This window comes from Streptococcus oralis (assembly GCF_023611505.1).
Taxonomy (GTDB): domain Bacteria; phylum Bacillota; class Bacilli; order Lactobacillales; family Streptococcaceae; genus Streptococcus; species Streptococcus oralis_CT.
The window spans coordinates 21,409-46,823 of record NZ_CP097843.1 but is presented as its reverse complement, the minus strand read 5'-3'; the positions used below and the strand labels follow the sequence as shown (position 1 = coordinate 46,823).

Annotated in this window: 41 protein-coding genes and 1 other RNA gene; 4 read left to right on the top strand and 38 right to left on the bottom strand. The window is 39.3% G+C overall.

Annotated features, from left to right (window positions below; all coding sequences use genetic code 11):
• The 35 genes from M9H69_RS00315 to M9H69_RS00145 form a co-directional block, all read right to left on the bottom strand.
• Positions 1-216: a hypothetical protein gene (locus M9H69_RS00315; RefSeq protein ID WP_250315610.1), complete on the bottom strand. Its 216-nt coding sequence runs from the start codon at positions 214-216 to the stop codon at positions 1-3.
• Positions 217-234: 18 nt separating this feature from the next.
• Complete coding sequence (locus M9H69_RS00310) at positions 235-1,134, bottom strand: capsid protein (protein WP_250315609.1); 900 nt, start codon at positions 1,132-1,134, stop codon at positions 235-237.
• Between the two features lie 19 nt (positions 1,135-1,153).
• Positions 1,154-1,744 carry a hypothetical protein gene (locus M9H69_RS00305; protein WP_250315608.1) on the bottom strand — a complete coding sequence of 197 codons (591 nt, stop codon included), beginning with the start codon at positions 1,742-1,744 and terminating at the stop codon, positions 1,154-1,156.
• A gap of 214 nt (positions 1,745-1,958) precedes the next feature.
• Complete coding sequence (locus M9H69_RS00300; protein ID WP_250315607.1) at positions 1,959-2,210, bottom strand: DUF6275 family protein; 252 nt, start codon at positions 2,208-2,210, stop codon at positions 1,959-1,961.
• Between the two features lies 1 nt (position 2,211).
• Complete coding sequence (locus tag M9H69_RS00295) at positions 2,212-2,463, bottom strand: hypothetical protein (protein ID WP_007518764.1); 252 nt, start codon at positions 2,461-2,463, stop codon at positions 2,212-2,214.
• A 53-nt stretch (positions 2,464-2,516) separates the two neighbouring features.
• Positions 2,517-2,774 carry a hypothetical protein gene (locus tag M9H69_RS00290; protein ID WP_007518762.1) on the bottom strand — a complete coding sequence of 86 codons (258 nt, stop codon included), beginning with the start codon at positions 2,772-2,774 and terminating at the stop codon, positions 2,517-2,519.
• A gap of 2 nt (positions 2,775-2,776) precedes the next feature.
• The gene (locus M9H69_RS00285; protein ID WP_250315606.1) at positions 2,777-4,546 is read right to left on the bottom strand and encodes a phage minor capsid protein; all 1,770 of its coding nucleotides are present in this window, start codon (positions 4,544-4,546) and stop codon (positions 2,777-2,779) included.
• Positions 4,536-4,724 carry a hypothetical protein gene (locus M9H69_RS00280; protein WP_007518758.1) on the bottom strand — a complete coding sequence of 63 codons (189 nt, stop codon included), beginning with the start codon at positions 4,722-4,724 and terminating at the stop codon, positions 4,536-4,538. The genes M9H69_RS00285 and M9H69_RS00280 overlap by 11 nt, the downstream gene beginning before the upstream one ends.
• Entirely contained in the window at positions 4,681-6,240 is a 1,560-nt protein-coding gene (locus tag M9H69_RS00275) for a capsid protein (protein WP_250315605.1), read from the bottom strand. The genes M9H69_RS00280 and M9H69_RS00275 overlap by 44 nt, the downstream gene beginning before the upstream one ends.
• Before the next feature lie 10 nt (positions 6,241-6,250).
• Positions 6,251-7,591: a terminase gene (locus tag M9H69_RS00270; protein WP_250315604.1), complete on the bottom strand. Its 1,341-nt coding sequence runs from the start codon at positions 7,589-7,591 to the stop codon at positions 6,251-6,253.
• On the bottom strand, positions 7,575-8,111 hold the full coding sequence (locus M9H69_RS00265) for a terminase small subunit (RefSeq protein WP_434481179.1): 537 nt from the start codon (positions 8,109-8,111) through the stop codon (positions 7,575-7,577). The genes M9H69_RS00270 and M9H69_RS00265 overlap by 17 nt, the downstream gene beginning before the upstream one ends.
• A 79-nt stretch (positions 8,112-8,190) precedes the next feature.
• Entirely contained in the window at positions 8,191-8,616 is a 426-nt protein-coding gene (locus tag M9H69_RS00260) for a DUF1492 domain-containing protein (RefSeq protein ID WP_250315602.1), read from the bottom strand.
• Between the two features lie 412 nt (positions 8,617-9,028).
• Complete coding sequence (locus tag M9H69_RS00255) at positions 9,029-9,307, bottom strand: hypothetical protein (protein ID WP_007518749.1); 279 nt, start codon at positions 9,305-9,307, stop codon at positions 9,029-9,031.
• A 1-nt stretch (position 9,308) separates the two neighbouring features.
• Positions 9,309-9,809, bottom strand: coding sequence for a MazG-like family protein (locus M9H69_RS00250; protein ID WP_250315601.1), 501 nt, complete (start codon positions 9,807-9,809; stop codon positions 9,309-9,311).
• The gene (locus M9H69_RS00245) at positions 9,806-10,045 is read right to left on the bottom strand and encodes a DUF1372 family protein (RefSeq protein WP_250315600.1); all 240 of its coding nucleotides are present in this window, start codon (positions 10,043-10,045) and stop codon (positions 9,806-9,808) included. Before M9H69_RS00245 ends, M9H69_RS00250 begins: the two co-directional genes overlap by 4 nt.
• A 12-nt stretch (positions 10,046-10,057) precedes the next feature.
• Positions 10,058-10,210 carry a hypothetical protein gene (locus M9H69_RS00240; protein WP_250315599.1) on the bottom strand — a complete coding sequence of 51 codons (153 nt, stop codon included), beginning with the start codon at positions 10,208-10,210 and terminating at the stop codon, positions 10,058-10,060.
• Positions 10,207-10,467 carry a hypothetical protein gene (locus M9H69_RS00235; protein ID WP_007518746.1) on the bottom strand — a complete coding sequence of 87 codons (261 nt, stop codon included), beginning with the start codon at positions 10,465-10,467 and terminating at the stop codon, positions 10,207-10,209. Before M9H69_RS00235 ends, M9H69_RS00240 begins: the two co-directional genes overlap by 4 nt.
• Positions 10,467-10,619, bottom strand: coding sequence for a DUF7204 family protein (locus M9H69_RS00230; RefSeq protein ID WP_007518745.1), 153 nt, complete (start codon positions 10,617-10,619; stop codon positions 10,467-10,469). Before M9H69_RS00230 ends, M9H69_RS00235 begins: the two co-directional genes overlap by 1 nt.
• 379 nt (positions 10,620-10,998) lie before the next feature.
• Positions 10,999-12,399: a virulence-associated E family protein gene (locus M9H69_RS00225; RefSeq protein WP_250315598.1), complete on the bottom strand. Its 1,401-nt coding sequence runs from the start codon at positions 12,397-12,399 to the stop codon at positions 10,999-11,001.
• Complete coding sequence (locus M9H69_RS00220) at positions 12,383-13,210, bottom strand: bifunctional DNA primase/polymerase (protein WP_007518741.1); 828 nt, start codon at positions 13,208-13,210, stop codon at positions 12,383-12,385. The genes M9H69_RS00225 and M9H69_RS00220 overlap by 17 nt, the downstream gene beginning before the upstream one ends.
• An 11-nt stretch (positions 13,211-13,221) precedes the next feature.
• A complete protein-coding gene (ssb, locus tag M9H69_RS00215) occupies positions 13,222-13,614 on the bottom strand; it encodes a single-stranded DNA-binding protein (protein WP_007518739.1) in 393 nt (130 codons plus the stop codon).
• Positions 13,614-13,904 (bottom strand): hypothetical protein, encoded by a 291-nt coding sequence (locus M9H69_RS00210; protein ID WP_007518737.1) that lies wholly within the window; start codon positions 13,902-13,904, stop codon positions 13,614-13,616. Before M9H69_RS00210 ends, ssb begins: the two co-directional genes overlap by 1 nt.
• Entirely contained in the window at positions 13,904-14,614 is a 711-nt protein-coding gene (locus M9H69_RS00205; RefSeq protein ID WP_250315597.1) for an ERF family protein, read from the bottom strand. Before M9H69_RS00205 ends, M9H69_RS00210 begins: the two co-directional genes overlap by 1 nt.
• Before the next feature lie 12 nt (positions 14,615-14,626).
• A complete protein-coding gene (locus M9H69_RS00200; RefSeq protein ID WP_250315596.1) occupies positions 14,627-14,941 on the bottom strand; it encodes a hypothetical protein in 315 nt (104 codons plus the stop codon).
• A gap of 11 nt (positions 14,942-14,952) precedes the next feature.
• Positions 14,953-16,128: a DEAD/DEAH box helicase family protein gene (locus M9H69_RS00195; protein WP_250315595.1), complete on the bottom strand. Its 1,176-nt coding sequence runs from the start codon at positions 16,126-16,128 to the stop codon at positions 14,953-14,955.
• The gene (locus M9H69_RS00190) at positions 16,097-16,561 is read right to left on the bottom strand and encodes a hypothetical protein (RefSeq protein ID WP_049493537.1); all 465 of its coding nucleotides are present in this window, start codon (positions 16,559-16,561) and stop codon (positions 16,097-16,099) included. Before M9H69_RS00190 ends, M9H69_RS00195 begins: the two co-directional genes overlap by 32 nt.
• Complete coding sequence (locus M9H69_RS00185; protein ID WP_224757118.1) at positions 16,561-16,911, bottom strand: hypothetical protein; 351 nt, start codon at positions 16,909-16,911, stop codon at positions 16,561-16,563. The genes M9H69_RS00190 and M9H69_RS00185 overlap by 1 nt, the downstream gene beginning before the upstream one ends.
• 8 nt (positions 16,912-16,919) lie before the next feature.
• Complete coding sequence (locus tag M9H69_RS00180) at positions 16,920-17,402, bottom strand: siphovirus Gp157 family protein (protein WP_250315594.1); 483 nt, start codon at positions 17,400-17,402, stop codon at positions 16,920-16,922.
• A complete protein-coding gene (locus M9H69_RS00175) occupies positions 17,395-18,117 on the bottom strand; it encodes an HNH endonuclease signature motif containing protein (protein ID WP_250315593.1) in 723 nt (240 codons plus the stop codon). Before M9H69_RS00175 ends, M9H69_RS00180 begins: the two co-directional genes overlap by 8 nt.
• Positions 18,118-18,130: 13 nt before the next feature.
• A complete protein-coding gene (locus M9H69_RS00170; protein ID WP_000252079.1) occupies positions 18,131-18,361 on the bottom strand; it encodes a hypothetical protein in 231 nt (76 codons plus the stop codon).
• 1 nt (position 18,362) lies between these two features.
• Positions 18,363-18,641 carry a hypothetical protein gene (locus tag M9H69_RS00165; protein ID WP_250315592.1) on the bottom strand — a complete coding sequence of 93 codons (279 nt, stop codon included), beginning with the start codon at positions 18,639-18,641 and terminating at the stop codon, positions 18,363-18,365.
• Positions 18,642-18,651: 10 nt separating this feature from the next.
• Positions 18,652-18,909 carry a hypothetical protein gene (locus M9H69_RS00160; protein ID WP_250315591.1) on the bottom strand — a complete coding sequence of 86 codons (258 nt, stop codon included), beginning with the start codon at positions 18,907-18,909 and terminating at the stop codon, positions 18,652-18,654.
• 4 nt (positions 18,910-18,913) lie between these two features.
• The gene (locus M9H69_RS00155; RefSeq protein WP_250315590.1) at positions 18,914-19,087 is read right to left on the bottom strand and encodes a hypothetical protein; all 174 of its coding nucleotides are present in this window, start codon (positions 19,085-19,087) and stop codon (positions 18,914-18,916) included.
• Positions 19,084-19,356: a hypothetical protein gene (locus M9H69_RS00150; protein ID WP_007518714.1), complete on the bottom strand. Its 273-nt coding sequence runs from the start codon at positions 19,354-19,356 to the stop codon at positions 19,084-19,086. The genes M9H69_RS00155 and M9H69_RS00150 overlap by 4 nt, the downstream gene beginning before the upstream one ends.
• Before the next feature lie 74 nt (positions 19,357-19,430).
• Complete coding sequence (locus M9H69_RS00145; protein WP_001112860.1) at positions 19,431-19,622, bottom strand: DNA-binding protein; 192 nt, start codon at positions 19,620-19,622, stop codon at positions 19,431-19,433.
• Between the two features lie 297 nt (positions 19,623-19,919).
• On the opposite strand from M9H69_RS00145, the gene M9H69_RS00140 reads away from it, so the two are divergent.
• From M9H69_RS00140 to M9H69_RS00125, 4 genes are all read left to right on the top strand, one after another.
• Positions 19,920-20,303 (top strand): helix-turn-helix domain-containing protein, encoded by a 384-nt coding sequence (locus tag M9H69_RS00140; RefSeq protein ID WP_007518712.1) that lies wholly within the window; start codon positions 19,920-19,922, stop codon positions 20,301-20,303.
• 2 nt (positions 20,304-20,305) lie between these two features.
• Positions 20,306-21,064, top strand: coding sequence for an ImmA/IrrE family metallo-endopeptidase (locus tag M9H69_RS00135; protein WP_250315589.1), 759 nt, complete (start codon positions 20,306-20,308; stop codon positions 21,062-21,064).
• Between the two features lie 132 nt (positions 21,065-21,196).
• The gene (locus tag M9H69_RS00130) at positions 21,197-21,868 is read left to right on the top strand and encodes a zinc ribbon domain-containing protein (RefSeq protein ID WP_250315588.1); all 672 of its coding nucleotides are present in this window, start codon (positions 21,197-21,199) and stop codon (positions 21,866-21,868) included.
• Between the two features lie 124 nt (positions 21,869-21,992).
• The gene (locus M9H69_RS00125; RefSeq protein WP_250315587.1) at positions 21,993-23,129 is read left to right on the top strand and encodes a tyrosine-type recombinase/integrase; all 1,137 of its coding nucleotides are present in this window, start codon (positions 21,993-21,995) and stop codon (positions 23,127-23,129) included.
• A gap of 85 nt (positions 23,130-23,214) precedes the next feature.
• On the opposite strand, the gene ffs is transcribed toward M9H69_RS00125, so the two are convergent.
• The 3 genes from ffs to M9H69_RS00110 all read right to left on the bottom strand — a co-directional run bounded on the left by ffs (position 23,215) and on the right by M9H69_RS00110 (position 25,292).
• An RNA gene (ffs, locus tag M9H69_RS00120) (signal recognition particle sRNA small type) lies at positions 23,215-23,300 on the bottom strand.
• 37 nt (positions 23,301-23,337) lie between these two features.
• Positions 23,338-23,805: a tRNA adenosine(34) deaminase TadA gene (gene tadA, locus M9H69_RS00115; protein ID WP_250315586.1), complete on the bottom strand. Its 468-nt coding sequence runs from the start codon at positions 23,803-23,805 to the stop codon at positions 23,338-23,340.
• A gap of 200 nt (positions 23,806-24,005) precedes the next feature.
• Entirely contained in the window at positions 24,006-25,292 is a 1,287-nt protein-coding gene (locus M9H69_RS00110) for an adenylosuccinate synthase (protein ID WP_195217196.1), read from the bottom strand.
• Positions 25,293-25,415 lie beyond the last annotated feature (123 nt).

Below are 25,415 nucleotides of genomic sequence, written 5' to 3'. Positions count from 1 at the left end.
TTACTCCTTAGCTCCTTTGAGCTTCTTGATTTCATCCTTAGCATTTTTCAAGTCAGCCAAAACTTTTTCGTACTCCTCTTTTGAAACCTTGTCGACAGATTCACCATATTTTAATTCACCATCTTCGTAGACTTCAAAGCCACGACCAACAAAATCATTGATCGCTGACTCATCGATATCATAGACGCGAGCGCCTTTAATTGCTTTTAATACCATATGCTACACCATCCTTTCTTACGCTGTCGCGTTAATAAAGATACCAGCTGCTTTGTTCTTGATCAAGAATGCATCCATGTAGAAGCGAGATTGGAGCAAATAGTTGTCAGCTGTACGTGAGTCATGACCTGGTGTAAATACTTTGATGTAAGAGTATTTTTCACGAGCAACTTCACAAGATGGGTGGATTAAGATGAAGTTCATTTGTTTCGCTTCATCTGTTGCGACACAGCCATTTGTAAAGTTGTATTGTGATTTCATGCGAGCTGATTGCACTTGTTTGATTTTAACGTCATCAAGGCTATAGATAGAGCGTTTGACGTCGCCATTTGAACCATTCACTCCTAGCACGCGTTGGATGTCTTTAGCCTGCTTGAAGAGCTTGTTGACAGCTGGAGTGACGTACAAAATGCGACCTTCAGATGGGACGCCTGCTTCGTCCATTTTTTCCATGGCATCATCAAATTTTTGCAAGATATTTTCTGCAGTCAATGTTGTAGTGTCGATAGTGGCACCGTTAGCAGTATACTTACCTGCTTCTGTGTAGAGTTTTGAGAACACGTAGCAATCTTTTTCAGGAATACCTTGTTCAGTTTCCAGAGTGTTTTGAACATTGGCAATAGAGACGACAAGGTTTGTTTCATCGACATCCATAGGATCGATTGCAAATTCGATGTCGCGGTCATGTTCGAGTTTCTTTGGTTCCCATTCGTTGGAGATTGTTCCAGAATTAAAACCGATAGTTTGACGATTGTGGTCTTTGTAACCAGATACTGTGATGTTTGGTAGCTTAATTGTTTGAGCATTGATAAATTTCACTTGCGGATTTGAGTTAAACAAATCTACAGACGCAAGCTCCTTTGCATATTTTTGATGCAAAGCTTGTTCGAATTGTTCTGCGTAGTTATAAACTGTCATAATTTAATTCTCCTTTTTCTTAAAGACCAAACGCTGCAGCAATGGCATCAGTTTGGTTAGTTTGTTGTGTTTTACCGGTAGATCCGATTTGTTGAAACCCAGTTGACTCTTCTTTATTTGGCTTCAATGCAGGAACGTCTTCCAACACTTTTGCGACAATAGCTTTGAAATCTTCTGGTTTCGATTCAAGTGTGAGAGTTGATGTATCAGCCAATTTCATCACATAAGGTAGTACACCAACAGGCAATCCTTCCTCGATTGCTGCTAATTGTAGATTTCGCTCTAAATTAGCTTGCAATGCACTTGCTTGCGCCTGCGTTAACTGTTGCTGTAGTAATGTGACGTCTGGTGTTGCATCAGCTTTCTGCGACTTAAAAGCAGTAATAGCTTGAGCCATTTCTTCACCACTCAATCCTTGCTGCTTAAAGTAATTTTTTAGCACGGTATCTTCAGCAACCTTTTGCTTGCCTTCGACAATGCTAGCGATTTTGTCATAGTCAATCTCAGGAGTGCTAGATGGTTGAGTTTGGCTTGACGTGTCTTGTCCACCTGCAGAGCCAGAGCCAGTTCCTGTATCTGCATTATGGAAAAATAGTTTGCGTTTGAACATAGCGTTCTCCTTTCAGTTTTAAGGGTGTCTCCCTATTTCAGTTATTGTCACTGGTGTCTCCACGTAGTTTTTAGTCTTCGGACAAAAAGAAAACCGTACGGGATTCCATACGGTTAGAGTATAAGAAAAACCGCCTCGAATTCGACACGGTTTATAGCGATTTACAGTGATTTATAGCAGTCTATTCCTGCCAGTCAAGATGTTAGATCACCTCCTAATCTTTAATGGCACGGTTTGAAACCTTTGCGTAAACATCCACATAAGTCTCTTTCTTGTCTCCGTTATGCGTGATTTCTGCATAATTTCCACAAGGTTCGCTTGATGTAATTGCGTTCGTACTAACAAGAGCTTTCCAGTTTTGCAGGGTCTTGCTAAACCAAACTACAAAGCAGTCTTCTGCTTTGATTTCACGATCTGATAAGCGCGAAAATTCTTGTGATGCCAATTGTTTTGCTTTCTCTAACATTTCATTCCTCCGTTTTTTCATATGTTTCTGCAAAAATATCAGGCTTACATGGATAAAATTCACCTTGCACGCCTTTGATAATGTAATCGTCTTTTGATGCTTCCATGATGCCCTCTAAGGTCACAATAGATAGTTTTCGAGTGTTTAAATCGTAGGGTACAGATTCAATACCCATAAAAGTAGCGATTTCTTTTACATTTTCGCCCGTCCACTGCACCGCCTCAATGACTACTGGTTTCTTTCTGTATTTCATTTTTTCAATCCTTTCTGAGTACAAAAAAAGCACCTTATCGGCGCTCTGTGATATTAACAATCGTAAAATACATACTTCTCACGTTGCAGTCTACGTCTTTTCTCTTCTGAATCATAGCCGTACTCATCTGCAAAATAATCGTATTGATCTTTGATACATTTGTCTAATTTTGCTTCAAAGATATCACTCTCTTCTTGTGGTCCATAGATAGCCGCTACAGGAAAAATCGGGGCTACTAAACGATATCCAAAGATGTCGCTGAATGTATCTGCTTTTTCTGCTACACGTTGATAGCTTTCGATAATCCGCATGACTACCTCTCCTTTAGTTTATTTATAACATAATTATAACTCTCAGGAAAGGTTTTTTCAAGTATTTCTCTTCGTTCACTATCAAATTGTGCCTCAAAGACATGCGCAAAAAACTCGCTCTCTATATTTCCTTTTTTCTCCCAGTAAACGAGCGAGTGCGAATACTTACCTTGTATTCTACCTTCACTCAACGCTCCTAATATATCAGATGCCGAAGAAGCTTTATCGTTGATGTGGATTGCTTCGAAAATAGTATCGTCAGATAAATTGATAAAGTCTTTACGTAGAAGTTGCAGTATTTTTTTATCCTTTGTGAATTCCCAACCCAGCTTCTCATCTATTTGGTGACCAAATTCATGGAAATAACCAGTACCAGGTCCGCGAGGGTCGTCTACGTCCTTATACATGTTCAGGAAGAGTTTTCCAGATTCATATCTCACAACTCCTGTTTCTGCAATAGTTGCAATCGCCGACTGGTCGGCTAATCTTGCAAACAAGGCTTGTCCAAGCTCTGTACCATCCTTGAATTTTTTTCGAGTCGCCTCGATATACATGTGTCGTGTCTCTGCAGAAATCTTCTTCGAAGCTACGCCACTAGTATCTCTAGGCAATCTCTGACGATTGATGAATTTCTTGTAATCACTATCACTCTCGAGTGAAAACTCTTGGTATAATTTGTATCCTTTTTCCGCTTCAAAGTATTTCAGATTTTCTTCTGCATTAGACTTAAATTTAGACCATTCTTCCGCCCTTAATGTGTACTTCTGAACATTGTCTTTATCGAGACTGAACTGCGATAATCTGCTAAAGCGTTTCTCCTGTCGCTTAGCATGCTGAACTTTGTTGTCCAGTAACTGTCTTTCCTTGATGTCGTCCAATTCCTGATTTGTAAATATTTTCTCTGGCTCGCTACTGACCCCAGGAAAATAAGTTGTATGCTTATCTTTGCAGTTAGGGTGATACAAACCAGCTGCCATTGCAGAACTTAACAATGGATATGGACCATCAGCCGCACTGCCTCCTGACCAGACATCATCAATCAATACTTTACCTTCAAAAGGCATGCACAGAGGACATGCATTCGATCGCTTGTTTAAGATAACAGTGTGAATCCCCCACTCCTGGCGCTTGACTCCCTCGCCCATTAGGTAGGCTCTTTTGGTTGCTGTCCGAATGGCCATGTCAGCGTACGATACGATATTGACCATGGCCCCGTTACTGTATTGGATGCATGTGATTCCCCGACTTAGAAAATCTTTGGTTGCCATATCCACTGATTGCTCATATGTCTTAGCTCCCGTGTTAGCTGCTACCTGAGCATCAAATATTGTGCGCCTGTACTGGTCGTCTGTATACCTCAATACAGCATGCTCTGCCGTCTTCATATCATGCTCGATCGAGTTAAGTAACGCATTCAACTTTCGTTCATTGATAGCGAAAAATGAAGCCCCCAGATTATCTGTTCCACTGTTAAATTCAAAACCGTTCTTGATAGCTTCCAGGATAGACATTTCCTCATCATCCATGCCTTGCTTATAGGCTTCTTGGATAGCTGTAGAAATCTTGCTATTGATATTGGCAAACTCTTTGCTATATTTTTTGGCATTGGATCGCTTAAATCGTTCAAGCTCTTTCAATTGAGCGACCTGCCATTGTTCCCATTCAAAACCTTCAGCAGTTTCCTCTGCCTTATGCCTTCCGATATTTCTAATCATAGAATCAAGCAGATCGTTTTCGATTCGCTCAAATGCTTTAGATACATCATAAGCCATTGCAGTACACCTTAAAACCTTGCGCCTTAAAACTTCTCAATTGTCGTTTCAAAGCTGTTTTACTAGGCATTTTGAGGTTGAGCATATCCAACTTGTTGTTCTTCTCAACAGCATAGATACCAAACTCTACATTATCACTCGCTATCTGTAGAAGTCCCTGCGCTTCCTTCTGACTCATGTGATAGATCCTCTGTCCTATCGTCACTGTCTTCAGCATCTTCAGCCTCCTTCTCTATCTCAAAATCGTTAGCAGCTTCATTCAATGATGGTACGTCGACTTCTGTCACACCTTGCTCCGCTTTGATTCTTGCCACTTCATGGTCTTTCCAGTCCTGGTCTTTTGAGTCACCGTACAATTCCTCAACGCTCGCTTCAATCGACATGATACCGCCTGTCTTGGCCTTAGAAACTGTCTCAACCTGTGATTCGAAACTAGGATTAGCATACTCGCCAAACGGCACGTCGACCTTGACTTTCTGTAGTGGGTTTTTCTTCAGCACGCTATCAGCATTCAAAACCATACTGATTAACTTTGGCAGGTAATCTTGCAGAGCTGTCACAATAGCATTGCGAGTATAGAGAGTTGCCTTTTCTTTCTCACGTTGTGCCTCGGCATTATCTAGCTTCTTGACATCAATACCGAGTGTTGATGGGCTAATGATACCTTGTAAAGCTAAATCAAGCGCAGTCACGTATGTACTCAAATAACTTTCATGTGGGATATTAGCTTGTTGCAATGTGATTGTGTTCTTTGCATCCTCGCCCATCGCTGTCTCAACCTTAATAAAGCGATGGTCAAAAGGATTGCCCTTACTAATTTCTCCTGTGTAAGGATCTCTAGGAAGTAAGTTCTCAGGAATATACTCTCGTGATCGTCCAGAACGAAGAGCATCCATCCACTGACTCCAAGACTCATCCAAGCTATCAAAAGCATCTGTCTTACGATCATAGATAGATTGACCACGGCCTTTTACTTTAGGTGACGTGTAAATCTTAAACGGCAAGCACAAGATAACGGATTTATCGAACTCCACATCGACAAGGTTAGCAGTGTACTCTGTTGCGCTCATATCTAGCTCAGTTTCGCCTCTGTAGAGCTTATAAGTTAATGAACCATAGCCGTAGATTTCCTCGAGCAAATAGTTCCGTCTGCGTTCTGTGAAGTGTGTGCGGAAAATAACTTCTTTCAATCTTCCACGGTTGTAGATGATTTCAATTCTATCTCCACCAACCCATTCAACAATAGGCAATGCTGTAAGTTCCGGATCAAATGAAATACGAAAAGCACCATCACCCATCACAAGACTATCTTTAATCGCCTCCTGCAGTTGATCGTGGAAGTTGCTATCTTCAGCAATCTCTTCCCACAAAGTCCCTTGCATTTCCTCGGCAAAATCTAAATCATTCATATCGTGCAGCGTGATATCTACCAACCTATCAACGATAAGACCAGGGATTCCTGTGTGAATCTTTCTAATTTCTTGCCCAGGAGTACTTGTCGCTCCCCAAAAGTTGATGTTGCTATGTGGTAATTGCTTGTAGAGCTGGTCCAGTTCGTATGAGTCACCGCGATACCAAATTTGGTTCTTTGCTGCATTATCTTCAAACGTCATTGCCTCTGTAATTGTGATGACATTTGGCTGTGCCTGTTCCAGTTTGAGAAAGCTTCTCATACTCTTTCTGATCATGTCCATTATTCCCACTTTAGTTTTCCTTTCTTCCGATTATCTTCCTGTATGGCAACCATGCATACTGATTCGCATTGATTGTGTGATCATTTGCATCTTCCGGCTCATCTTTTCCTTCTTTCCATGAGTAAGTGTTTAGCTCTTTGATATGATTCATACAATGACTTAACACATAGTAACAACCTTGAGCTAACCAACCAATTTGAAAGTTGATCCGGTCAATAATCTTGGTTTTCTTATAAGCATTGTTAAAGATATACAGACAGCCGTATTGTCGCTTGTATTTGTTTAATTCTGTAATTGTTGCTTGGTCCGCACTATCAACAAAGACATCACGCGCCAATCCCCATTCACTACGATTGCGTTCTAGGAAATTGATAAACTTGACCACAGTATCAGATGGAGCAATCGGCACATCAAGCTCAGCGTTGTTATAGACTTCCTCATCCAGCGTATATAACTTCCCGTCATCTGATATCCCTTGGAAAATCATTGCAATTGTATCCGGACTACTTGCTGAGTAAGCTGTATCTAGTCCAGCTGTGAACCGTTGGAACGTGACCGTATTCTTTACAAAAGACTTACTCAATACGTGTTTTTTGCTATCAAAATTAACGAAGACAATTCCTGTTGCTCGTCCACGTAGGCCAAGGATTTTATTTTTGTAGAGCTTAGTCCCAACTGGTGCCGCATCCTTTTTCTTCTGGATGGCTTCTGGTGTCAGTGACAGGTTGTCATTAAACGTAAAAAACCAGTAACGCCATTTAGGGTTAGCTGGTTCTGATAGGTCTCGCATAATTTCTTCCGGCACATCGCCTGCGTATTTTTTGTACGGTCTTGCCTTGTTGATGAACTCTTTGTAGACTGGTAAATCAGGATTATCCGGATTGAGCGTTGCCATCAAATAATCATTACGTGTGGACAACTCACGAACAAACTCAATGTCAGCCGTGTTGACCTCATCAATATAGACACATCCATACTGTCCACCAAGAACCAGCTTCCATTTTTCCTTGTTGTCATACCCCAATACATAAATGATTTTACCCTCAAACTTGATGTGAGGAATCTTCGAATCTTTGTCACCATTACCACAGTAGACGGCTGTTTTATGGATGTCTAAAATTCCGTTATCCTGATTAATGATGTTCTTTTCGGCTACACCAACTGTCTTTGCTGCAATGATATGAAACTTCTTTGTGCTCCTACTGACTGCTCGCATAAACTTAACACCAACACCAACCGTTGTTTTTCCAGCGGCCGTTGTGCCTTCCAAAAAGTCCGCATCAACATTATTAAAGCTGTTGCAAAAATCAATGTACTTTTGAGATAGAGGGAAACTATTCGTCAAGGCCATCACCGCCCAACTGACTAACGATATCGTCAAACTTCTTAGTTTCGGTCACTGTAGCATTGATATCAACTTTATCAGTCCACATTTGATGTCGTTTCCCTAGTAACTCCAAAGCTTTGTTCCTATCGCTATTTTTTGTCGGAATTTCAACCAGCTGAGGAATTTCGTTATAGACTTTCACGCTCTTTCCTGTTTTGGGATCGGGTATCAACTCAGCTACTTTTGTCGTGACTACAATTGTCTCTTTCGCCTGACCTGATGCAATCTCTGACAACATCACAAGTATTTGTTTTTGAGTCAGGATTTTTTCATCCTGAATCTCATCCATTCTTTTTTTGATATATTCAGAAATGTCAACTTTTGTCAACAATCTTTGTCCTTGACTTCTAGCAGTCTTTTCACTATACCCTGCCTTAATAGCTGCATCTGTCGCATTTGCGTTGATGATGTACTCATCTGCGAATCGTCTTTGTCTTTCATTCAATTTTCCATCACCACCTTTTTTTAAAATCAAAAAAGCCAGACATCAACTGTCTAGCTCTTAATTCTTGATGATACTATAATACCACGTTAAAACTGTCATGCACTGTCAATCACTGTCATTACTGTAATTTACTGTCAAATGCTGTCACCGCATCTAATTCCTTTGTTGCTATACGCAACAATCGAAAGTAGGTGCTCTCGCTACAATTTAGCTCATCCATAACTTGCCACCTCGTCATCTTATCAATATAAACCAAACTCAGTATCGCCTGACTATCAGTATTATCCAGAGAGTCAATTAACCCCTGAAGTTCTCTCTGCTTCCTGATAGCTTCAGCAGTTTTTTGTTCAATCTCGTCTTTAGCTGTTAGCAACTCAACATAGATATCATCTTGCTTTTTCTTAATTCCTCCCGAAACTTTATCAACAGAGTATTTTTGACTAGACAAGAGCGAAGCTTCAACTTTATCTCTTCGCCTAATCAAACTCGCGATATATAGATCCAAATTCCTTAAATCTTTTAAAATAGCCTTCGCCTTGCTCACTCTCTATCTCCTTTATGATATAATAATAGTGTGTTAATTATAGCTGAGGCAGAGAATGTCTTGGCTTTTTTGTTTATCATCGGTTTAAAATCTTGACAACCTCACCGATTTTGAGAGGTACCCGTACATACTTCTCCTCGTGCGAAAGGAATTTAGGGATTTTAAAATAGACGATCGTTTGATTTGGTGCCACTTGTTTTATTGTATCAATGTATTTCACCAAATTGCTGTTAAAGGCGGCATTTCCTAGTAAGACGAACCTTGGCAATGTCTGTCTAATCAGCTTTAGTTTTCCTGAATACGGATATTTTTTAGGTTTCATTGTCTGTCCTTTCAAATGATTTTTCCTTCAAATAGCAGTAAATCCTATTGACAACATGTAATTTTGATTCGGTATCATCCCAAATCCTCCTTAAATAAACAAACTAGCTAACCATATCAATAATGCACATGTAATGATTTTTGAAATACTGCTTTTTACAGCATATGAATAATCCTCTTCAGATTCTTTTTTGCTAGATAACACAGGCCAGATGAAAGATAGTAGTGCATCCATCCCTAATGCTTGCCAGACTGTAATTTTACTGACAGGAACAATCGTTGTGATAATTTCATTCCATCCGTACTGAACAACAAACGGAGATACAACGATTACAAATACCGCCCCTAATACAACTCCTAGTCTTTTCATTTTATAAATCCTCCTCTTTCACAAACACCCCGTCAATCCATTTACCCTTACGGTCTTTAATTTCCTGGTATGCCAGTTCAAAACATTCTTCAAAGTTATAACCAAGAGCGTTGCTGATTGATTTTAACCAATAAATTGAACGAGATAAATCGACTATATATATATCTTTATTTGTAAATCCATTTGATAACTGAATATTACTGATGGCTCTGTTCAAAAAGACCAGACATTCTATGACATAGTATTCGTCGATAAAAACTTCGTCGCTAAAAACTTCATTAAAAATCTTATGAACATCCTCTTTAATCAGTAAGGCCAGACCAACAATCACGACTGCACAGTCTCCGATGCTGTCCTTTGTCAGCTTCTCATTCTTCTTGAGATACCCAGCGCATAACTCTCCGAACTCTTCACTGAGTTTAAGTGACTGCTTGTCTAACCGTCCACAGTTTTCAAGGTCACGATCAATAAACCATTGCTTTACATTTTCTAGTGTGTTCATAATTCGATATTATCTCCGATTTCTATATGATTATATTTCTGTTCACTCACCACAAACACATTCCCGTTTACCGTGATAGTGAATAGATTTCCGATTTTACGTTTTTCCGTAACCTTGCCAGTAATCTGGTACTTACTATCAGCGTGATAGACAAGTAAGGGTTTCTGTTGCATGAATAACAAGCAAGTATCGATAAGCGACCATGCGAGCAAGAAGCGAATTAGTGTGTTTTTCATTCTGTGATCTCCTTACCTTTTAGGCTTATTTCTTTTAAAAATGGGATTTTTCTTTTCTTTTTTCTTCTGCTTGTGATATTCGCTATCTTTGTTAAAGATAATATCTTCATCTTCAATAAGTTCAGGAATGAAGTATCTAGATGGGTGTCGTTTAGTTCGTTTCATCTCGTGACCTCATTTCTCAATTCAAAACCAATTCCATATAAGAGCAAATCATTTTGAAAGTCAACGAATGCTTCAATCATCTCAGCTTCTTGAAAGTCGTATTCCTCAACCGTACTTAAGAAATCATCAATATCATTTCTTTGTACACTTCCGTATTCTGTCTTTGTGTGTTCCATGGCTTTTTCATAGCCATCAACATCAATTGTGTAGCAGATTCTGCCACTTGAATAATCATATTTATAATTATTGATAATCATCACTCCACCTCCTCAAGTTCTACTTTATACAATCGTTCCCCTCGATACTTATTCTCTAGTTGAGCCTTACATTTAGCAGCATCACCCACTTTCTTAAAGAAGTGAGTTTCATCTACCATATTGTCAAAATATAGTGTTACTGTGTATGACATTTCTTCTCCTATACTTATTAAAAAATATGCTTATTTTGTGAATACTTTTTACACGGTTACAGGTTACATCACTTTTCGCAAAACATATTTTATAAAAAACAAGAATGCTGTTATATCAACGTTTATAGCACTTGCTATTTTTACTTATTAAATATTTTATATAAATGATGTAACCTTACTAATAGACACCCCAAAACCTCAGTAGTATCAAGGGTTTAAGAGGGTTACATCACTTTTTTTAAAATTTTATCAAAAACAGCACTCAAACCATTGATATAACTGACTTTTCCTGCGGTTACATCAATGATGTAACCTGATGTAACCGAAACACGATTTTTGACCGTTTTTTGCCTAAAAGGTTACATCATTTTCACTAAGGTTACATCACTTCTGTTTGTATATTTTTTCTAAAATATGCACGTATTGTCTTTCCTTTAACCTTCTTTATTTTGTATTCCCAATCCTGATGATTGTCCATGATCAACTTGATTTTTCTAGCAATCTTTTCACCTCTTGCGCTATCGATATCAAAGACATTCTTCAATATCTGTTTAGCAGATACACTCGATTGAAGCTTCACACCTTCATATAGCAGACCGGACTCATTGCGATAGCTACCGTCATTGAAGTAGCACCAGGTATATTGATGTTGCTGAGTGACTGAGAAATCTTCCCATTCTTCTGGAACCAGCATTTCAAGATAATCGTAGACCTGTGATTCTGCCTCATCTTTATAAGTGAAGCGTTCCTTATAGATTGCCAGCTCATCTTCGAAGTCATTATCAAAGGTAAGCGTGAAACCTTTTTTGTAAATAGCAACTGCTTCACCCCAAAGCTGGAGTACATCATTATCCGTCATATCAAATGGTTTGACAAACTGTTGGCCTGCATCCACCAGCACAGGCAGAAAGCGCCGTTCACCAGTCTTATCACCCAGGTATTCAATTTTATTACTGGTTCTAGCAATGACAAAATTTTTCGGAAATTTCTCAGATCTGCGACCGTAGGACCTACGGAAAGAAAGTTCTGTTTTGGTCACGAAGGCTTTTAGCTCGTCAAAAGTAGTCTTCCTGGAAGCAACCATCTCGTCGTCGTTAACGATCAGTGATTTCAGCATAATTTCATAGTTATCTTTGTCCATAAAATCCTTAGCTGAATCTGTATACCAATCGACAGCTATTTTTTGCAAGAAAGTGGTTTTTCCAGCACCCTGACCACCGACAAGATCCAGTGTATAGTCAAATTTTACCCATGGATTAAAAACCTTAGAGACCGCACCAACAAAAAACATGACAGCTATTCTCTGGACATAGATACTGTCCTCGGCACCTAACCAAGTTTGAAATACCTGGGAAAGTCGTTCTTTATGATCCCATGACTCATAGGCACTTTCCATGTATTCTTTGACCGGATTGTAGGTTTTTTCCGCAAAGAACGCTTCGATGCCATCCCTTAATGCTCCAGCCTTGAAAACTGTCTTGAAGTGATTCTCCAAATATACGCTTAGGTAGGATTCAAAGGCTGAAGGTAGCTGCCCCTTCCTTAACTGGATAGCATCCAGTTTTACGTCCTCTACGATTTCGTGTTCACCAGTAAATTCATTGTGTCTGAGAAAGTCGTTGAGCTTGTTATCGCTCTTCATTGCAAGAAGAACATTTCTAGGACTGTCAGCCACAATAGATTCAATTTCAATCTGTTCACCTTCTTCATCTAAGATTTTTTTCTTTCTGCGCGAAAATTGCTTGATTGAAATATTCGTAACATCACCTATTATGGCCACCCCCCCTCATGTGTTTCTTGATCATCGATTCGACAGTCCTACTTAATTCTTTGTGACTAAGAGGTTCTACTGAATTGTTATTGGCTGTTTCTGCTAGTTGCAGTATACAGTTCGGCTCCACTGACCTGCTCAAGAGTCCGCCTACAAATTTTGCAAGTGTATCATTTCTGCTGCCTTCATCTCCGAAGCCTAGAACAACCATTTCAAATAATTCGGTTGTTCTGTTTCGTTTGCCAGCACCTTTGCTGATTTGATAGTAGATATTATCCAGGTCACTACCAGAGTTCTTTTTGTTGTATTCCTTCTTGATGGCCATTACAAGAGATCGACTAGCCGTGACCATAGTGCCACCCTCTTTGGACTTTTTCTTGTCCCAAGCATAGACACCTTTGGAAGTTTTAGACGGAGCAACCAGTACGTAATTATTTGGATGTGCTTTGATATCCACACCAGGCAGAAATCCAATCATCTGGGTCATAGACACATCAGGATGTTTAAAATAAAAAATATGTTTGCCGCCACTAGCTGTCTTTGCCTGCAGGGTTGGAGTTATCAAGTTTAGATGCTCCCAATTAGCCAGACTCTCATAGCCATTAGCCTTTCCGTGCAGGTCCACATCGATAACGAAGAATTTATCAGTCCGAACAGCAATGTTGCTATCCGGATACTGACTCCAAAAATCCTCAATTTCTTGCGCAGTCATAGCTGGTTTATCAGCAAATTTGATCATCGGTTGCTTATTTGAAGGACTAATAGGAATAACCGAAAATCCTTTTTTTTGATAAGCCAAGGCATGTTCTTTCATTCCCATTTAGTAACTCCTTAGAATGGTAAATCGTCGTCTTGAATATCCATCGGGTTGTCATTCCCAAATGTATCATTCGAACTTTGTTGATTACGACTTTCCAACATTTGGAAATTCTCAGCCACGACTTCTGTCACGTAGACACGTTGTCCTTGCTGGTTATCGTAACTACGAGTCTGAATACGGCCTGTCACCCCGATAAGTGAGCCTTTTTTAGCCCAGTTTGCAAGATTTTCGGCTTGTTGGCGCCACATAACGCAGTTGATAAAGTCAGCCTCGCGTTCGCCATTTTGACTCTTGAATGTACGGTTTACTGCAAGAGTAAAAGTCGCAACTGCTACATTTTGCGGTGTATAGCGGAGTTCAGCATCACGGGTCATGCGCCCTACAAGTACAGCATTGTTAATCATTATTTTATTACCTCCAAAATTCTACTGAACGTACTCTCATGAAATGAGTATAATCCAGGGTTATTTCTCTTCAAAGGCTTGATAATTTTAGTAACAATTTCTTTTAAGGACATATCTGAAATTTCAAGCCAAAAGAAATCGTTCTTAGTGTAGTTGTAAACACAATCAATTTCTCCGTGCTTATAACATACACCCCAAATCTCACCTTGATGCTGATAGACTAGGATCTTATCATAATAATCAATCTGTAATTCAATCGGACGTTTGCGCCCCAGTTCCGTATATCCCATTACTCAATACCTCTCGCTTTCTTCGCATCTGCGATAATCTTCTGAGCTTCCTTCAATCGATCAGCTGGAATGCTTTCAGGTTTGTCAACACCCATCTTATCGATGAACCATTTTCCAATTGTTGCAGCAGGACTCCCTGTAGCTTCAGCCATATTTTTGAGTTCTGTCCGAATGGCTTTAGCCTGTGCTCCTGTAATGGTTTTGGATCCGTTACTTTTAGCCGGAGCATTAGCCGGTTGCTCTTGCTGGCTATTTGGTTTTTGAGCTGTTTTTTTAGATGTACGGCCTGCTTGGTTATTCTGATTATGATATTCATCCGTATCAGGATCCTTGTTGTCATCAATCATAAATAGTCCGTTTAGGGCGTATTTTCGGGCGTAGCTGGATGCAGCACCTGTAACTTGACTACCATCCATCCCTTTTTTGCTATCATCTTCTCTAGCATAGGCTGTAGTCCCAATGGTTTCACCAACTGCATATAGAGTCGCAGTTGCTTCGACATAGTACCTGTCACCGATTTGCACAATTCCATCTTGTAAAATCAATACTGCATCGTGTTCCTGCAAGATTGGCTTCAGAGCTTCTAGGATGTCCTCTGCGCTTCGATAGCTATACTTCCCAAAACTGTTATACTGTCCTTTTGGAGCAACCAAACTCTGCTGGATACTCTGTAAAGTGACAAAGATTGGGGATTGTTGTTTTGTTACCATGCATCTCCCCCCTTATAAGTTTCTCAATAAATCAAGCAAACCAGGCTTAGTATTTTCACGTTCGATTTTTGAAACATCGCTACCATTTGGATAAGTAAGTTCAAATGTGGCTTTAACTCGAATAATCTCCATTCCGTGTACCTTAGCCAATGCTTTTAGAGCTGTTTTCTGTTCAAGATAACAATCATATGGCATTGTAAGAGCGCCTCGAATATCATCCACAAAACCGGCCTGAGTAGCCAATGAAGAACGTTTGTTCTTTAGTTCATTTAAAAAATGTCCGCTTCGTTTGTCACGCATTACAATATAATCACTTGAAAGTTTCATTTTGATTCTCCTTAGAAATAAAATTCAATGACACGCACGTCATGTTGTTGACGGCTGCCTGTTACTCGCCATAAAAGTTGGCGATAATCGTCATAATCTCCATCAGATGGATTAACAGGGTCTAAGACCACAATAGTTTTAAATTTATGCTGAAGGCCATCAACCCCTACACCCAAAACCTGGCTTGTAGCAACCACATTTGTCTGTTCTAACGAGTCCTTCTTGTCTCCAGTCCAAATACCAATTTCTGGGTGACGCTCTCTGATGACCTCTACAATCTGCTTGGATTTGCTCACTATCAGCATTTCTGTCCTGCTTGCTAGTAGAAGATCCAATTGAAGCAGCATTGGAGTATCTGCATTAACAGCCTTCAACTTTGGGAAGTCAATCTCAAAGCCGGTCTGGATTAAATATCGCTCAAAAGTTTTTCGGCCAAATGTCTGTTTGGCCATGGCATATTTACCATTTTTCCCAACGATGTTCAATTTTCTAAATTGATCTAATTCCTCCGGATTAGCTGTTAGACACCAGATAGGTTCAAATACAACTTCAAATCCGTTGTTTTCCTCCGCTTCTTCAATGGCTTCGACTTCCTCCCATCGAAAGAAGTTGGGCAGATTGCTTACATATTTTTCATAGTCTCGGAAATCATCCCATTCTTGCTTAGAATAGCTGAACTTGGAATACTTCATCTTTCCGTGGGCTAGTTGCCAGTTTTCTCTTTGATTAGGATCAGCCATCCCAAAAAATGTTTTTTCTAGAGGGTAGAAGTTTTGTCCCTTCTTCCTGATTGGGGTTGCTGATAGTCCAACTGTATAGCCACGTTTGACCTTGCGATAAGCCTTCACGTTGGCATCACTAGACATGTTCTGCCACTCGTCAATAATGAACACATCGCACTCAATAGACTCACCGCTTGCAAGTCTGTTCTGCAATCTACGGTCCGTCATCGTTTCTAATTCAAAATCAGTGTTGTATCCTAGATTTTGATAAGTGCTATTCCATCCGTTCAGGATAGCTAAACGATTATTGATAACCAGGACTTTTTTTGCTGACTTGTGCTTTGCTATTTCAAAAGCACAGATGGTCTTGCCACGGCCGCCGTATGCCTCAAGAAAGATCCCAGGACAATTACGGTCACTTCTTTTGACTGCTTCAGCTTGCCATTTGCGTAATTCGATCGCCAATGTCCACAATCACCTCCTCAATATCGTTCCTCTGGGCATAGAAGAGCCCAAGTCTTGCGGCTGCCCTCACATCGTTGTGGTGACTCTTTTCAAAGGACCATAGTCCAAGAGCTTTCAGCAAGTCATTTGGTATATCTGTCTGATAACCTGCGTTACGTTGCAAAACTAAGTCCGGATAACATAGTTCGATAGCTGCAATGGTCTCAACTACTGAGTTGTCCCTGGAATAATCATTATCCCTAACCTCAAATTTTTCAACGACCACTATATCAAACTCAAGACTGCGACCAATCTCTTTAAACCAGGCTTTAAAGTTTTGAGCGCCATAAGGGACTACCCAATAGTCAACAAGTTTTGCATTATCCAACAAGACAATCCCTGTTGTTGAGGTTTCAATTTTATTACTGCTTGGGTCAATAGATAAAATTTTCATCAAACACCAACTTTCTCAGTCAGCACTCCTGGATAAAGGGCAGTGTTAAACCAATTTTGTTTATTTACCTTTGCAAAGGCAAATAGCGATTTAACTTCTTTTGCTTGCTTCTCAAATTTTCGAATATCTTCTTCCGATTCAAAGATAGGTTTTTCTTTGTATTTAGCGACTGTGACCAGCTTGTACTCCGGAGTAAACACCGGCTTTTCATTTCCCTGATCAAGATTCGTTTCGTCTACTTTCACAAAACGAATCGCAACATCGAATAGAAATCCTTCTGTAACAAGCACTTCAATTGATTCTGGTCCAATCACAACTGCTAGTGAATCTGTTACTCGTGTTTTATTCATCAATTCCATTACTTAATCACCAACTTTTCTGTCCGGACAAGTTCCGCACCTTTAATTTTCTTACCAGCCTTCAACAATTCTTTGAGTGTTTTTTTGTCCGGTTTCAATTCAATCTTCTTAGCAAAGTACTTCTTAGGCAGTAAGTCTTCATCCACTTGGACAGACTCACGATTTTTCTGCACTTTCAAAGTCATCGCACCACTCTTGACTTCGGTTTGACCTGTGACATTCATAGCTGCCATAATGTTATCCTTGACATAATCCAGCTTTTTCTGTGCCGCCTGTTTCTTGGCTTTGAAGCTCTCTTCCTCAGCCTTGTACATGGCCACGTCAGCTTCTAGATTCTTGATAACATGGGCATACCCTTCCGCTTTCTGTTCGAATTGTTCTTGCCAATCGATGGCCTCAAGCGTGTCTGCTTTTGTTTCGTCATCAATATCCATTTGATAAATTGTCAGGAACTGACCTGTTAGTTCGTATAAACTAGCCATTTTTTTCTACCTCTCTAATTTTATTTGTAAGTTTTGTTAGTCCAATGCCAGATTTGGTCAAATCAGCGTTGGACGTAAATAGATGATTTTGATTCATTCTAGCAATTTCGTTTTTAGATAAACATGCCAGATTTGAAATATCGTAGTTTGTTTTATCACCGTCTAGGAAAACGATTGAGTATCCTTTTGGTATCGGGCCATGATGTTCCTCCCAAACCTTGCGGTGTTTCAAAACCCATCGATTAGGTTCTCCGATTTTTTCTTTCGGATAGCCATCTGTTGTATAGTTGATAGTTCCTACAGGTACATAATTCGGAGGTCGATTACCTTTTTTGAACTGCCCGCTGTTTTTTGGCATATTGGGGTATTTCTTCCCCTTATTGTGGGGAGTCTGACCTTTCTCGAATCTTCCCGTCAAACCACTGTGTAGATTATTATTTCTCCGATAACTCTTAATCTGTTTCTCAGTTAGTGATAAGCCAAATTTTTGGTTCATTTCATTTGCGACATCACGAGAAATCTTATTTTTTTGAATTGACACAAGATAATCATGTTGCTCCCTCGTCAGCAATCGACCTTGATAGATTTTCCCAACTGGTAATCCAAGGCGTTTGCGTACGCCGCCTATTTGAGTCTTAGTATAGTTTGTCCCAAATTTCTCATTTAGTAACCTGGTTACTTCGGGAGTTAATCGACCATGGCAAATTTCATGCATGTACTCCGTGTACTCATCCTTCCAGCAAAGCGATCGGGGCATTGACTTCACCTACCTTGTCTTTGAATTTTTCAGCATCTAGCGCCAACTGGCCAGCTTGTAGGATTTGACCCGAGATTGCGACCATCTGTTTTGATCGTTGAAGCTCGGTCTTTAATTCATCAGCAGTAAGATCCCTATCGTCCAACGTTTCTAGTTGGGCAAAAAGAGTATTGGTTAAATCTGTCAATTTATTTCGAACCATTTTAAACTCCTTCTTCTACACCTTTTGCGAGCCCTACAGGTGGTTCTACATCATAAGTAAATTGTTTATCTGAATTTCTCAGATTCATACGAGCGATGTTGTTGAACTGATTCCGCCCCTGTTGGTAAACTTCAATGATCGCTTTGTCTAGAATTTCTTGTTCTTCCACTTGCCTTTTTCTTTTCTGCTCGTTGTTTTCAATGACCATCAATGCTACAAAAAAGCAAATAAAGGTTGTTGCAAATCCGAGTAGTTGGCTCATTAAAGTTGGTTCTGTCATATTATTCTCCTTAAAACACACTTAAACCTTGTTTTTCCCAATAAGAAATATATTCTTGTTGTGCTTGTCCGTTATATCCACACGCATGGAATGCCAAGCCGTGATTACTATCACTTTCTTTTTTGTCTAACAAAACTTCTAGTTCTGATTTGACGAATTTTTTTAACGCTTTTAAATCGCCACATGGATAAAAAAACTCGTACCCATCAATTACTAACTGCCACACCCAACCAAGGGGCGTTTGATTATAGATGTATTTGATTTCCATTTTTCTATACCTCTAAAAGTTTTTCCAAGTCAGCAATGCGCTGATAAAGTATTTGTTTTTCTTCTTGTGCTGCAATCAATTCTCGGTTTAAGTCCAACGCAACCAATCGCCAGTCGGTGTTGACTTCGATTTTTGTTGTGTTGAAAAACCATTTTGTGATTTTGTCTAGTAATTTCATCCGACTGACCTCATTTTCTTGCTTTTCACCATTTCTTTTTCCCAAGCTTGAGTCCCACGATATTGCAGATAAGCATCAAAACCTTTAATCGTAACAAGTTGGCCATCATTCCTAAGATGCTTCTGTTGGCTAGGTAGCTTCTTCATCTCGCGTCTCATGTCTCCCGCTTGCCGTTTCGAGCATCCAAAGATGTGTTCTAATTCTTCATCATTAGCCGAAACCTTTTCGATGATTACATCTTTAATTCTTACAATTTCAACTGCTTCCATTTTTGCTCCTTTCGTGTTATAATTCAGTTAGTTATTTTGATTAGCGCCTGACTTCTGTTAGGTGCTTTTTTGTGCTACTCAATCCCATAATCTTCAATAACCTGAAGAATGAAACTGTTTGCTCGTGGACCTTTTGTTGTTCCACTTAGAATGTTTGTCACTTCCTGTCGCTTAAAGCCGTAAGCAACCGCTAGAGTTGCTTTTTTGATCCCTTTCTCTTTCAAGAAAGCATTAACTCTTTCACGACCATTTGCGATATCTGGCATATACGTCCCTCCCTCTTTACTGATTTGTAAATAAGAAACAACTAAAATTTTAACTATTTTTCTGCATTACACTTGACAACTCACACCAAATCGGCTAAAATGAAAGCATAATAAAAACAATGATAAATCTATAAATACCGTTCGCCAAAACATTTTTTATGATTTATTTTCTTAGTTGTTTTTTTAGTTGTAACTTACTTACAAAAAACATTTTACACCTTTTGGGATAATTAGTCAACCTTTTTACACCAAATTTGTTAAATTTTTTTGTAATGTCTTAGAAAGGTTGATTTAACAATGTTTGAGACATTTGAAAAAATTAAAGAATTAGCAAAAAAGCGTGGAAAAGCTCTTGGACAAGTCGAAGAAGACTTGGGTTATGGCAGAAATACACTGTATAAGATAAAAAACTCTACGCCAAATGCTGAACGTATCGCAGAAATTGCTAACTACTTCAACGTATCTACCGACTACCTGCTCGGACGTACGGATAATCCGACTATTGCAAAAGATGACAAGGCAAATGAATATCTTGGTCCAGCTGAGACTGAACTTGTCGCAGCGTTCAGAAATCAGACCCAGAACATGACCGAGGAAGAAAAGGTTCGTTTTAACAAGGCGATTGAAAGCTTGATGGTAACTGCTAAAACCCTGATGGACGATGACAGTAAGTGGAGGTAATTATGGCTAGAGAAATTATTTCCCGTAGACAGTACATCCAACACTGGGATTATGCTGTCCCGGTGATCGAAGCAGTGTCTCGACAGAATAATATTCCACTTGAACAAGTTACTTTTCAGCACATCATCCGTTACTTTGAACAGACTTACAACCTTCATTTTATCTTCTTTGAAAAGGACCCGTTTCCTATGCTCCCTTCAGCCGGTCTACTTGGTTCTGAGTACATTAAATATCGAGGGATTGTCAATAATCCAGATGTTACCTACTTGGATGATATCATCTGTAAACACAATGACGGCTTTACCATTTATAGCAAAGAAAAAGAAAAGTACCTTGTTTATATCAATCAAACACATATCAAAAGACGGGTTATCTTTACCATTTTGCATGAATTAGCCCACATCGCAGCCCATTTCAGTACAGGTCGTTCTGATGAGGTCGCCCTCGCTTGCGCTAACAACTATCAGAGTAATCCGCTAGAAATAGAAGCTAACACCATGGCCTCTCTCTTTTACATCAATAATGAGCGCATGGTCTGGCACCTCAAAAACAAGCACTCATACGAGCAAATTAAACAAGCAAATACAATCAGCGATAACGCCCTTTTTAATCGATTAGTTGATTTTGTTCATTATCGGATATTGAGCTATAACGAACATTTATTGGACGATCAACAGCAACGACGAGTAGCTATTGACCTCGTTACAAAATACAAACAAGGGAATAATATCTTACAACAATATTATGATATTGTTGTGTAATGCTAAAAGCAGATGTGATAGCTGGTACATTGTAGCGAGGTATTAAGAAAAATAAAAACCCATAACCTCATCGGCTACGGGTAGAAAAAAGAGCATAAAGGATTCTAAATAGTTATTATTTTGGAGGTTATTATGAAATTTTGTCCTGAATGTGGCAATCCAGTAGAAGGTTACAAGTTCTGTCCAAATTGCGGTTATTCTATCGCTAACCAAGAACGGACTGAACAACCTCAGCCAGTCAATAGAACAGCTTCTCCATCTCCTGCTCCACGAAGCAGAAAAACGGACAAAGTCGGACCACTTGAGATCGATAGATATAATCGTACCTATCGTATTCATGGAGCTCAAAAAGCAAAAGGCTCTTCTGGCTTGATCGGAGGAGCAATTAAAGGCTCGGTAAAAGCAGGGCTTGCAATGGGAACGATGGGATTGTCTTTGATACCGTCCTTGGTTAAGAAAGATAAGAATGACACAGATTGGTATTCCTTCGAGGATTTAGTATCCTATGAATTGATTATCAATAATGAGACGGTTGTTTCTGGAGGAGTTGGTCAAGCATTGATTGCAGGCGCTATGTTTGGTGCGATTGGCGCTGTTGCAGGCGGTATTGTTGCAAAAAGAAAATCAACTTCTAAAATTTTAAACATGACAGTCCGTGTAACCTCAAATGACTTTACCAAACCAGTCGTATTTATTGACTTGATTAGAAAGCCAGTAAAGAACACTTCGAAAGAGTATAAGGAAGCAGTCGAAAACGCTCAGCGAATCATGGGAGCCTTGGATGTTATCGTCCATAATTCATAAAAAAAATCCCCACACTCTCCGACGGCAATCTTGAGTGTGAGGAACTTCAGTATAAGAAACAACCATTCAAAAGGTCGTTTTCTTATACCCATTTTAACAAAATAAAGGGGAAAAATCAATGTGGATGGAAGAATTACCAAACGGCAAATATAAATTTTTTGAGCGATACAAAGATCCATATACTGAGAAATTAAAAAAAGTTTCAGTAACCATGGAGAAGAAAACTCCCCAGGCAAGAAATCAAGCTGCCATCTTGTTACAAGAGAAAATAAATCAAAAATTAGGAGAAAAACAACATTTTGTTTCTGATATAACTTTTGAAAAACTATATGAGGAATTTGAGGAAAATTGGAAACACGGTGTTAAAAACTCAACCGTCTACGCTTCAAAGAATGTTAAAAAAGAGATTCTAAAGCAGATAGAGGGCGACTATTTAGTTAGAAACATTGATAGACGATTATTGCAAAAAGTGATAGATCAGCTATTACAAGATGGAAGGTCTCATAACTATGTTTCTAAAATCAAGTTCAAGCTTAATCAGATAATGAAATTCGCTGTCAGAATGAATTATATTGATACAAATGAAATGCTATTTGTTGAAATGCCTAGAAAGGTAATTACAACTGAAGATCTCAGAAAGAAAAATACAAAATACTTAGATCAGAAAGAGTTTAAGTTGTTCATCCAAAATTTAAAAGAAGAGGCCCTATGTGATTATCGAATTACAAAGTATATCCGAATAGCCAAAGTTCTTTTTCTTACTGGCATGCGATATGGAGAGCTGGCTGCCTTAAATTACAAGGAGGATATAGATTTTTCTAAAAAGACCATTCACATCAAGCATACATACGATTTCAGACAAAAAGAGAGAACTACACCAAAGACAATCAAGTCTGATAGGGTTATAACAGCACCTCAAAAAGTGTTAGACATCATCAAAGAGCAGATAATAGAGAATGCGACAAATGGATTTGATACAGATTTTATTTTTATAAATACTTTAGGAGAGCCAATAACAAATGCCCGGGTTATTGGTGCATTGAAAAGACATGGCCAGAAAATTGGCATAGATAAGAACATCACTACACATATGTTCAGACACTCTCATATATCCCTACTTGCTGAATTAGGTATCCCCTTGACTGCTATCATGGACAGAGTAGGGCATAGCGACTCAAAGACCACACTAGAGATTTATTCTCACGTTACCCAAAAAATGGTATCAGACATATCTAGCAAGTTAGACAAGATAAAATTTTAAATTGTGCCCCTCGTCTGCCCCTTTTTCTTATACAAGACAAACAAAAACCCCTTAAAGTGTTGATTTTAAAGGGTTTTTAAAGTGCACGAAAAAAGAGCACACAATTCACATCGCTTAGGGCTGCTGGATTCCTCCCCTGACCCGCTTCACGCAGAACTGTTGCTCCATTATTTATTATACCACATACCTCTATATTTTAAAAGAGAAATTATTTTTTTCGTCGATTTCGGAAAAAGTCTTGCATAATAGCTACACATTCATCTTCCAAAATTCCCGTTTCGACCTCTACACGGTGATTAAGACGCTCATCTGTCAAAATATCGTACAAACTCCCAGCAGCACCAAATTTCTGGTTTTTAGCCCCGTAGACCACCTTTGGTATGCGAGCTAGTCCAATTGCTCCACTACACATAACACAAGGCTCAATGGTCACAAAAAGCGTACAATCCAGCAAACGCCAACTTTCTTCAATCGCGTTCGCATTCTCTATGGCTATGATTTCCGCATGCATGACTGCCCGTTGCAACTCCTCGCGCGCATTATGCCCCCTACCAATAATCTCTCCATCCTTGACAATTACACAACCAATTGGAATTTCATCGTGTTCCAGAGCAATTTCTGCCTCTCTCAAAGCCTCTCTCATAAAAGCTTCTTTTTCTTCAACTGTATAATTCATCGTTCTTCTCTTTTTCTACTTGTCGATTTTATTATTATATCATGATTCTCAACACAAAAAAAGCCACCGAATGCGGTGACTTAATAGGGAGATTATTATGAAAAAGAAAAGTTTAGGATATTTGTTACAACAAGTTAGGAGGTCTTCTTGTAACTATCTATAGTATACCCAACCTGTCTTAAACTAATCTTAAAAATCTCCTATGACCAAACACTTTCTAAAATATTAGTTTGTTCACGATCAGGACCTACTGAGAAAGTAGAAATACGAACCCCAACCAACTCGCTTACACGACGAACATAGTTACGTGCATTCTCAGGAAGGTCTTCTAAATTACGGACTCCAGTGATATCTTCTGACCAACCTGGCAATTCTTCGTAGATAGGTTTGCAACGTTTCAACTGCTCAAGACTAGCAGGATAGTAATCAATACGTTGACCATCAAGATCATAGGCCACACATATTTTCACAGTATCCAAACCACTCAAAACATCGATAGAGTTCAATGAAAGATTGGTAATACCAGATACACGACGACTATGACGCATCACAACTGAGTCAAACCAACCCACACGACGTGGACGGCCAGTTGTTGTACCGTATTCATGACCTACTTCGCGGATGCGATCTCCCACTTCATCAAATAATTCCGTTGGGAAAGGTCCGTCACCTACACGACTCGTATAGGCTTTACATACACCTACAACCTTGTCAATCTTACTTGGACCAACACCAGACCCAATTGTCACACCACCAGCGACAGGGTTTGAAGAAGTAACAAATGGATAAGTCCCTTGGTCAATATCCAACATAACACCTTGTGCACCTTCAAACAGCACACGTTTGCCATTATCAAGCGCATCGTTCAAGATAACAGAAGTATCTGTCACGTATTGCTTGATTTGTTGCCCGTATTCATAATATTCTTCAAAAATATCATCGAATGAAATGGGTTCACTATCATACAATTTTTCAAACAGACGATTCTTTTCCGCAAGATTGCGTTCCAAACGCTCACGAAAAATCTCTTTATCCAAAAGATCCGCAATACGAATTCCAACACGAGCAGCTTTGTCCATATATGCTGGACCAATTCCCTTTATTGTAGTACCAATCTTATTATCACCCTTAGCTTCTTCTTGCAAGCGATCCAACTCAATGTGGTAAGGCAAAATAACATGCGCACGATCAGAAATACGCAAGTTATCAGTTGTCACACCTTCATCATGAAGATAGCTCAACTCTTTCACAAGAGATTTAGGGTTTACAACCATACCGTTTCCAATAACTGAAATTTTTTCAGGGAAGAAAATTCCAGATGGAATCAAGTGCAACTTAAACTTTTTACCATCAATAACAATGGTGTGACCTGCATTATCACCACCTTGGTAACGAGCAATCACTTCCGCATTGGCTGAAAGAAAATCTGTAATTTTTCCTTTACCTTCATCGCCCCATTGGGTACCTACAACAACAACTGAAGTCATAATAAAATTCGTCTGAGCTACTAGAAGCTCGTCCTTTCTCATATACATGGCAGGAATTTCACCCGCAATTATATCTTACAATTTATTATAAGAAAAAAACACTATTTTATCAAGAAGAAACAG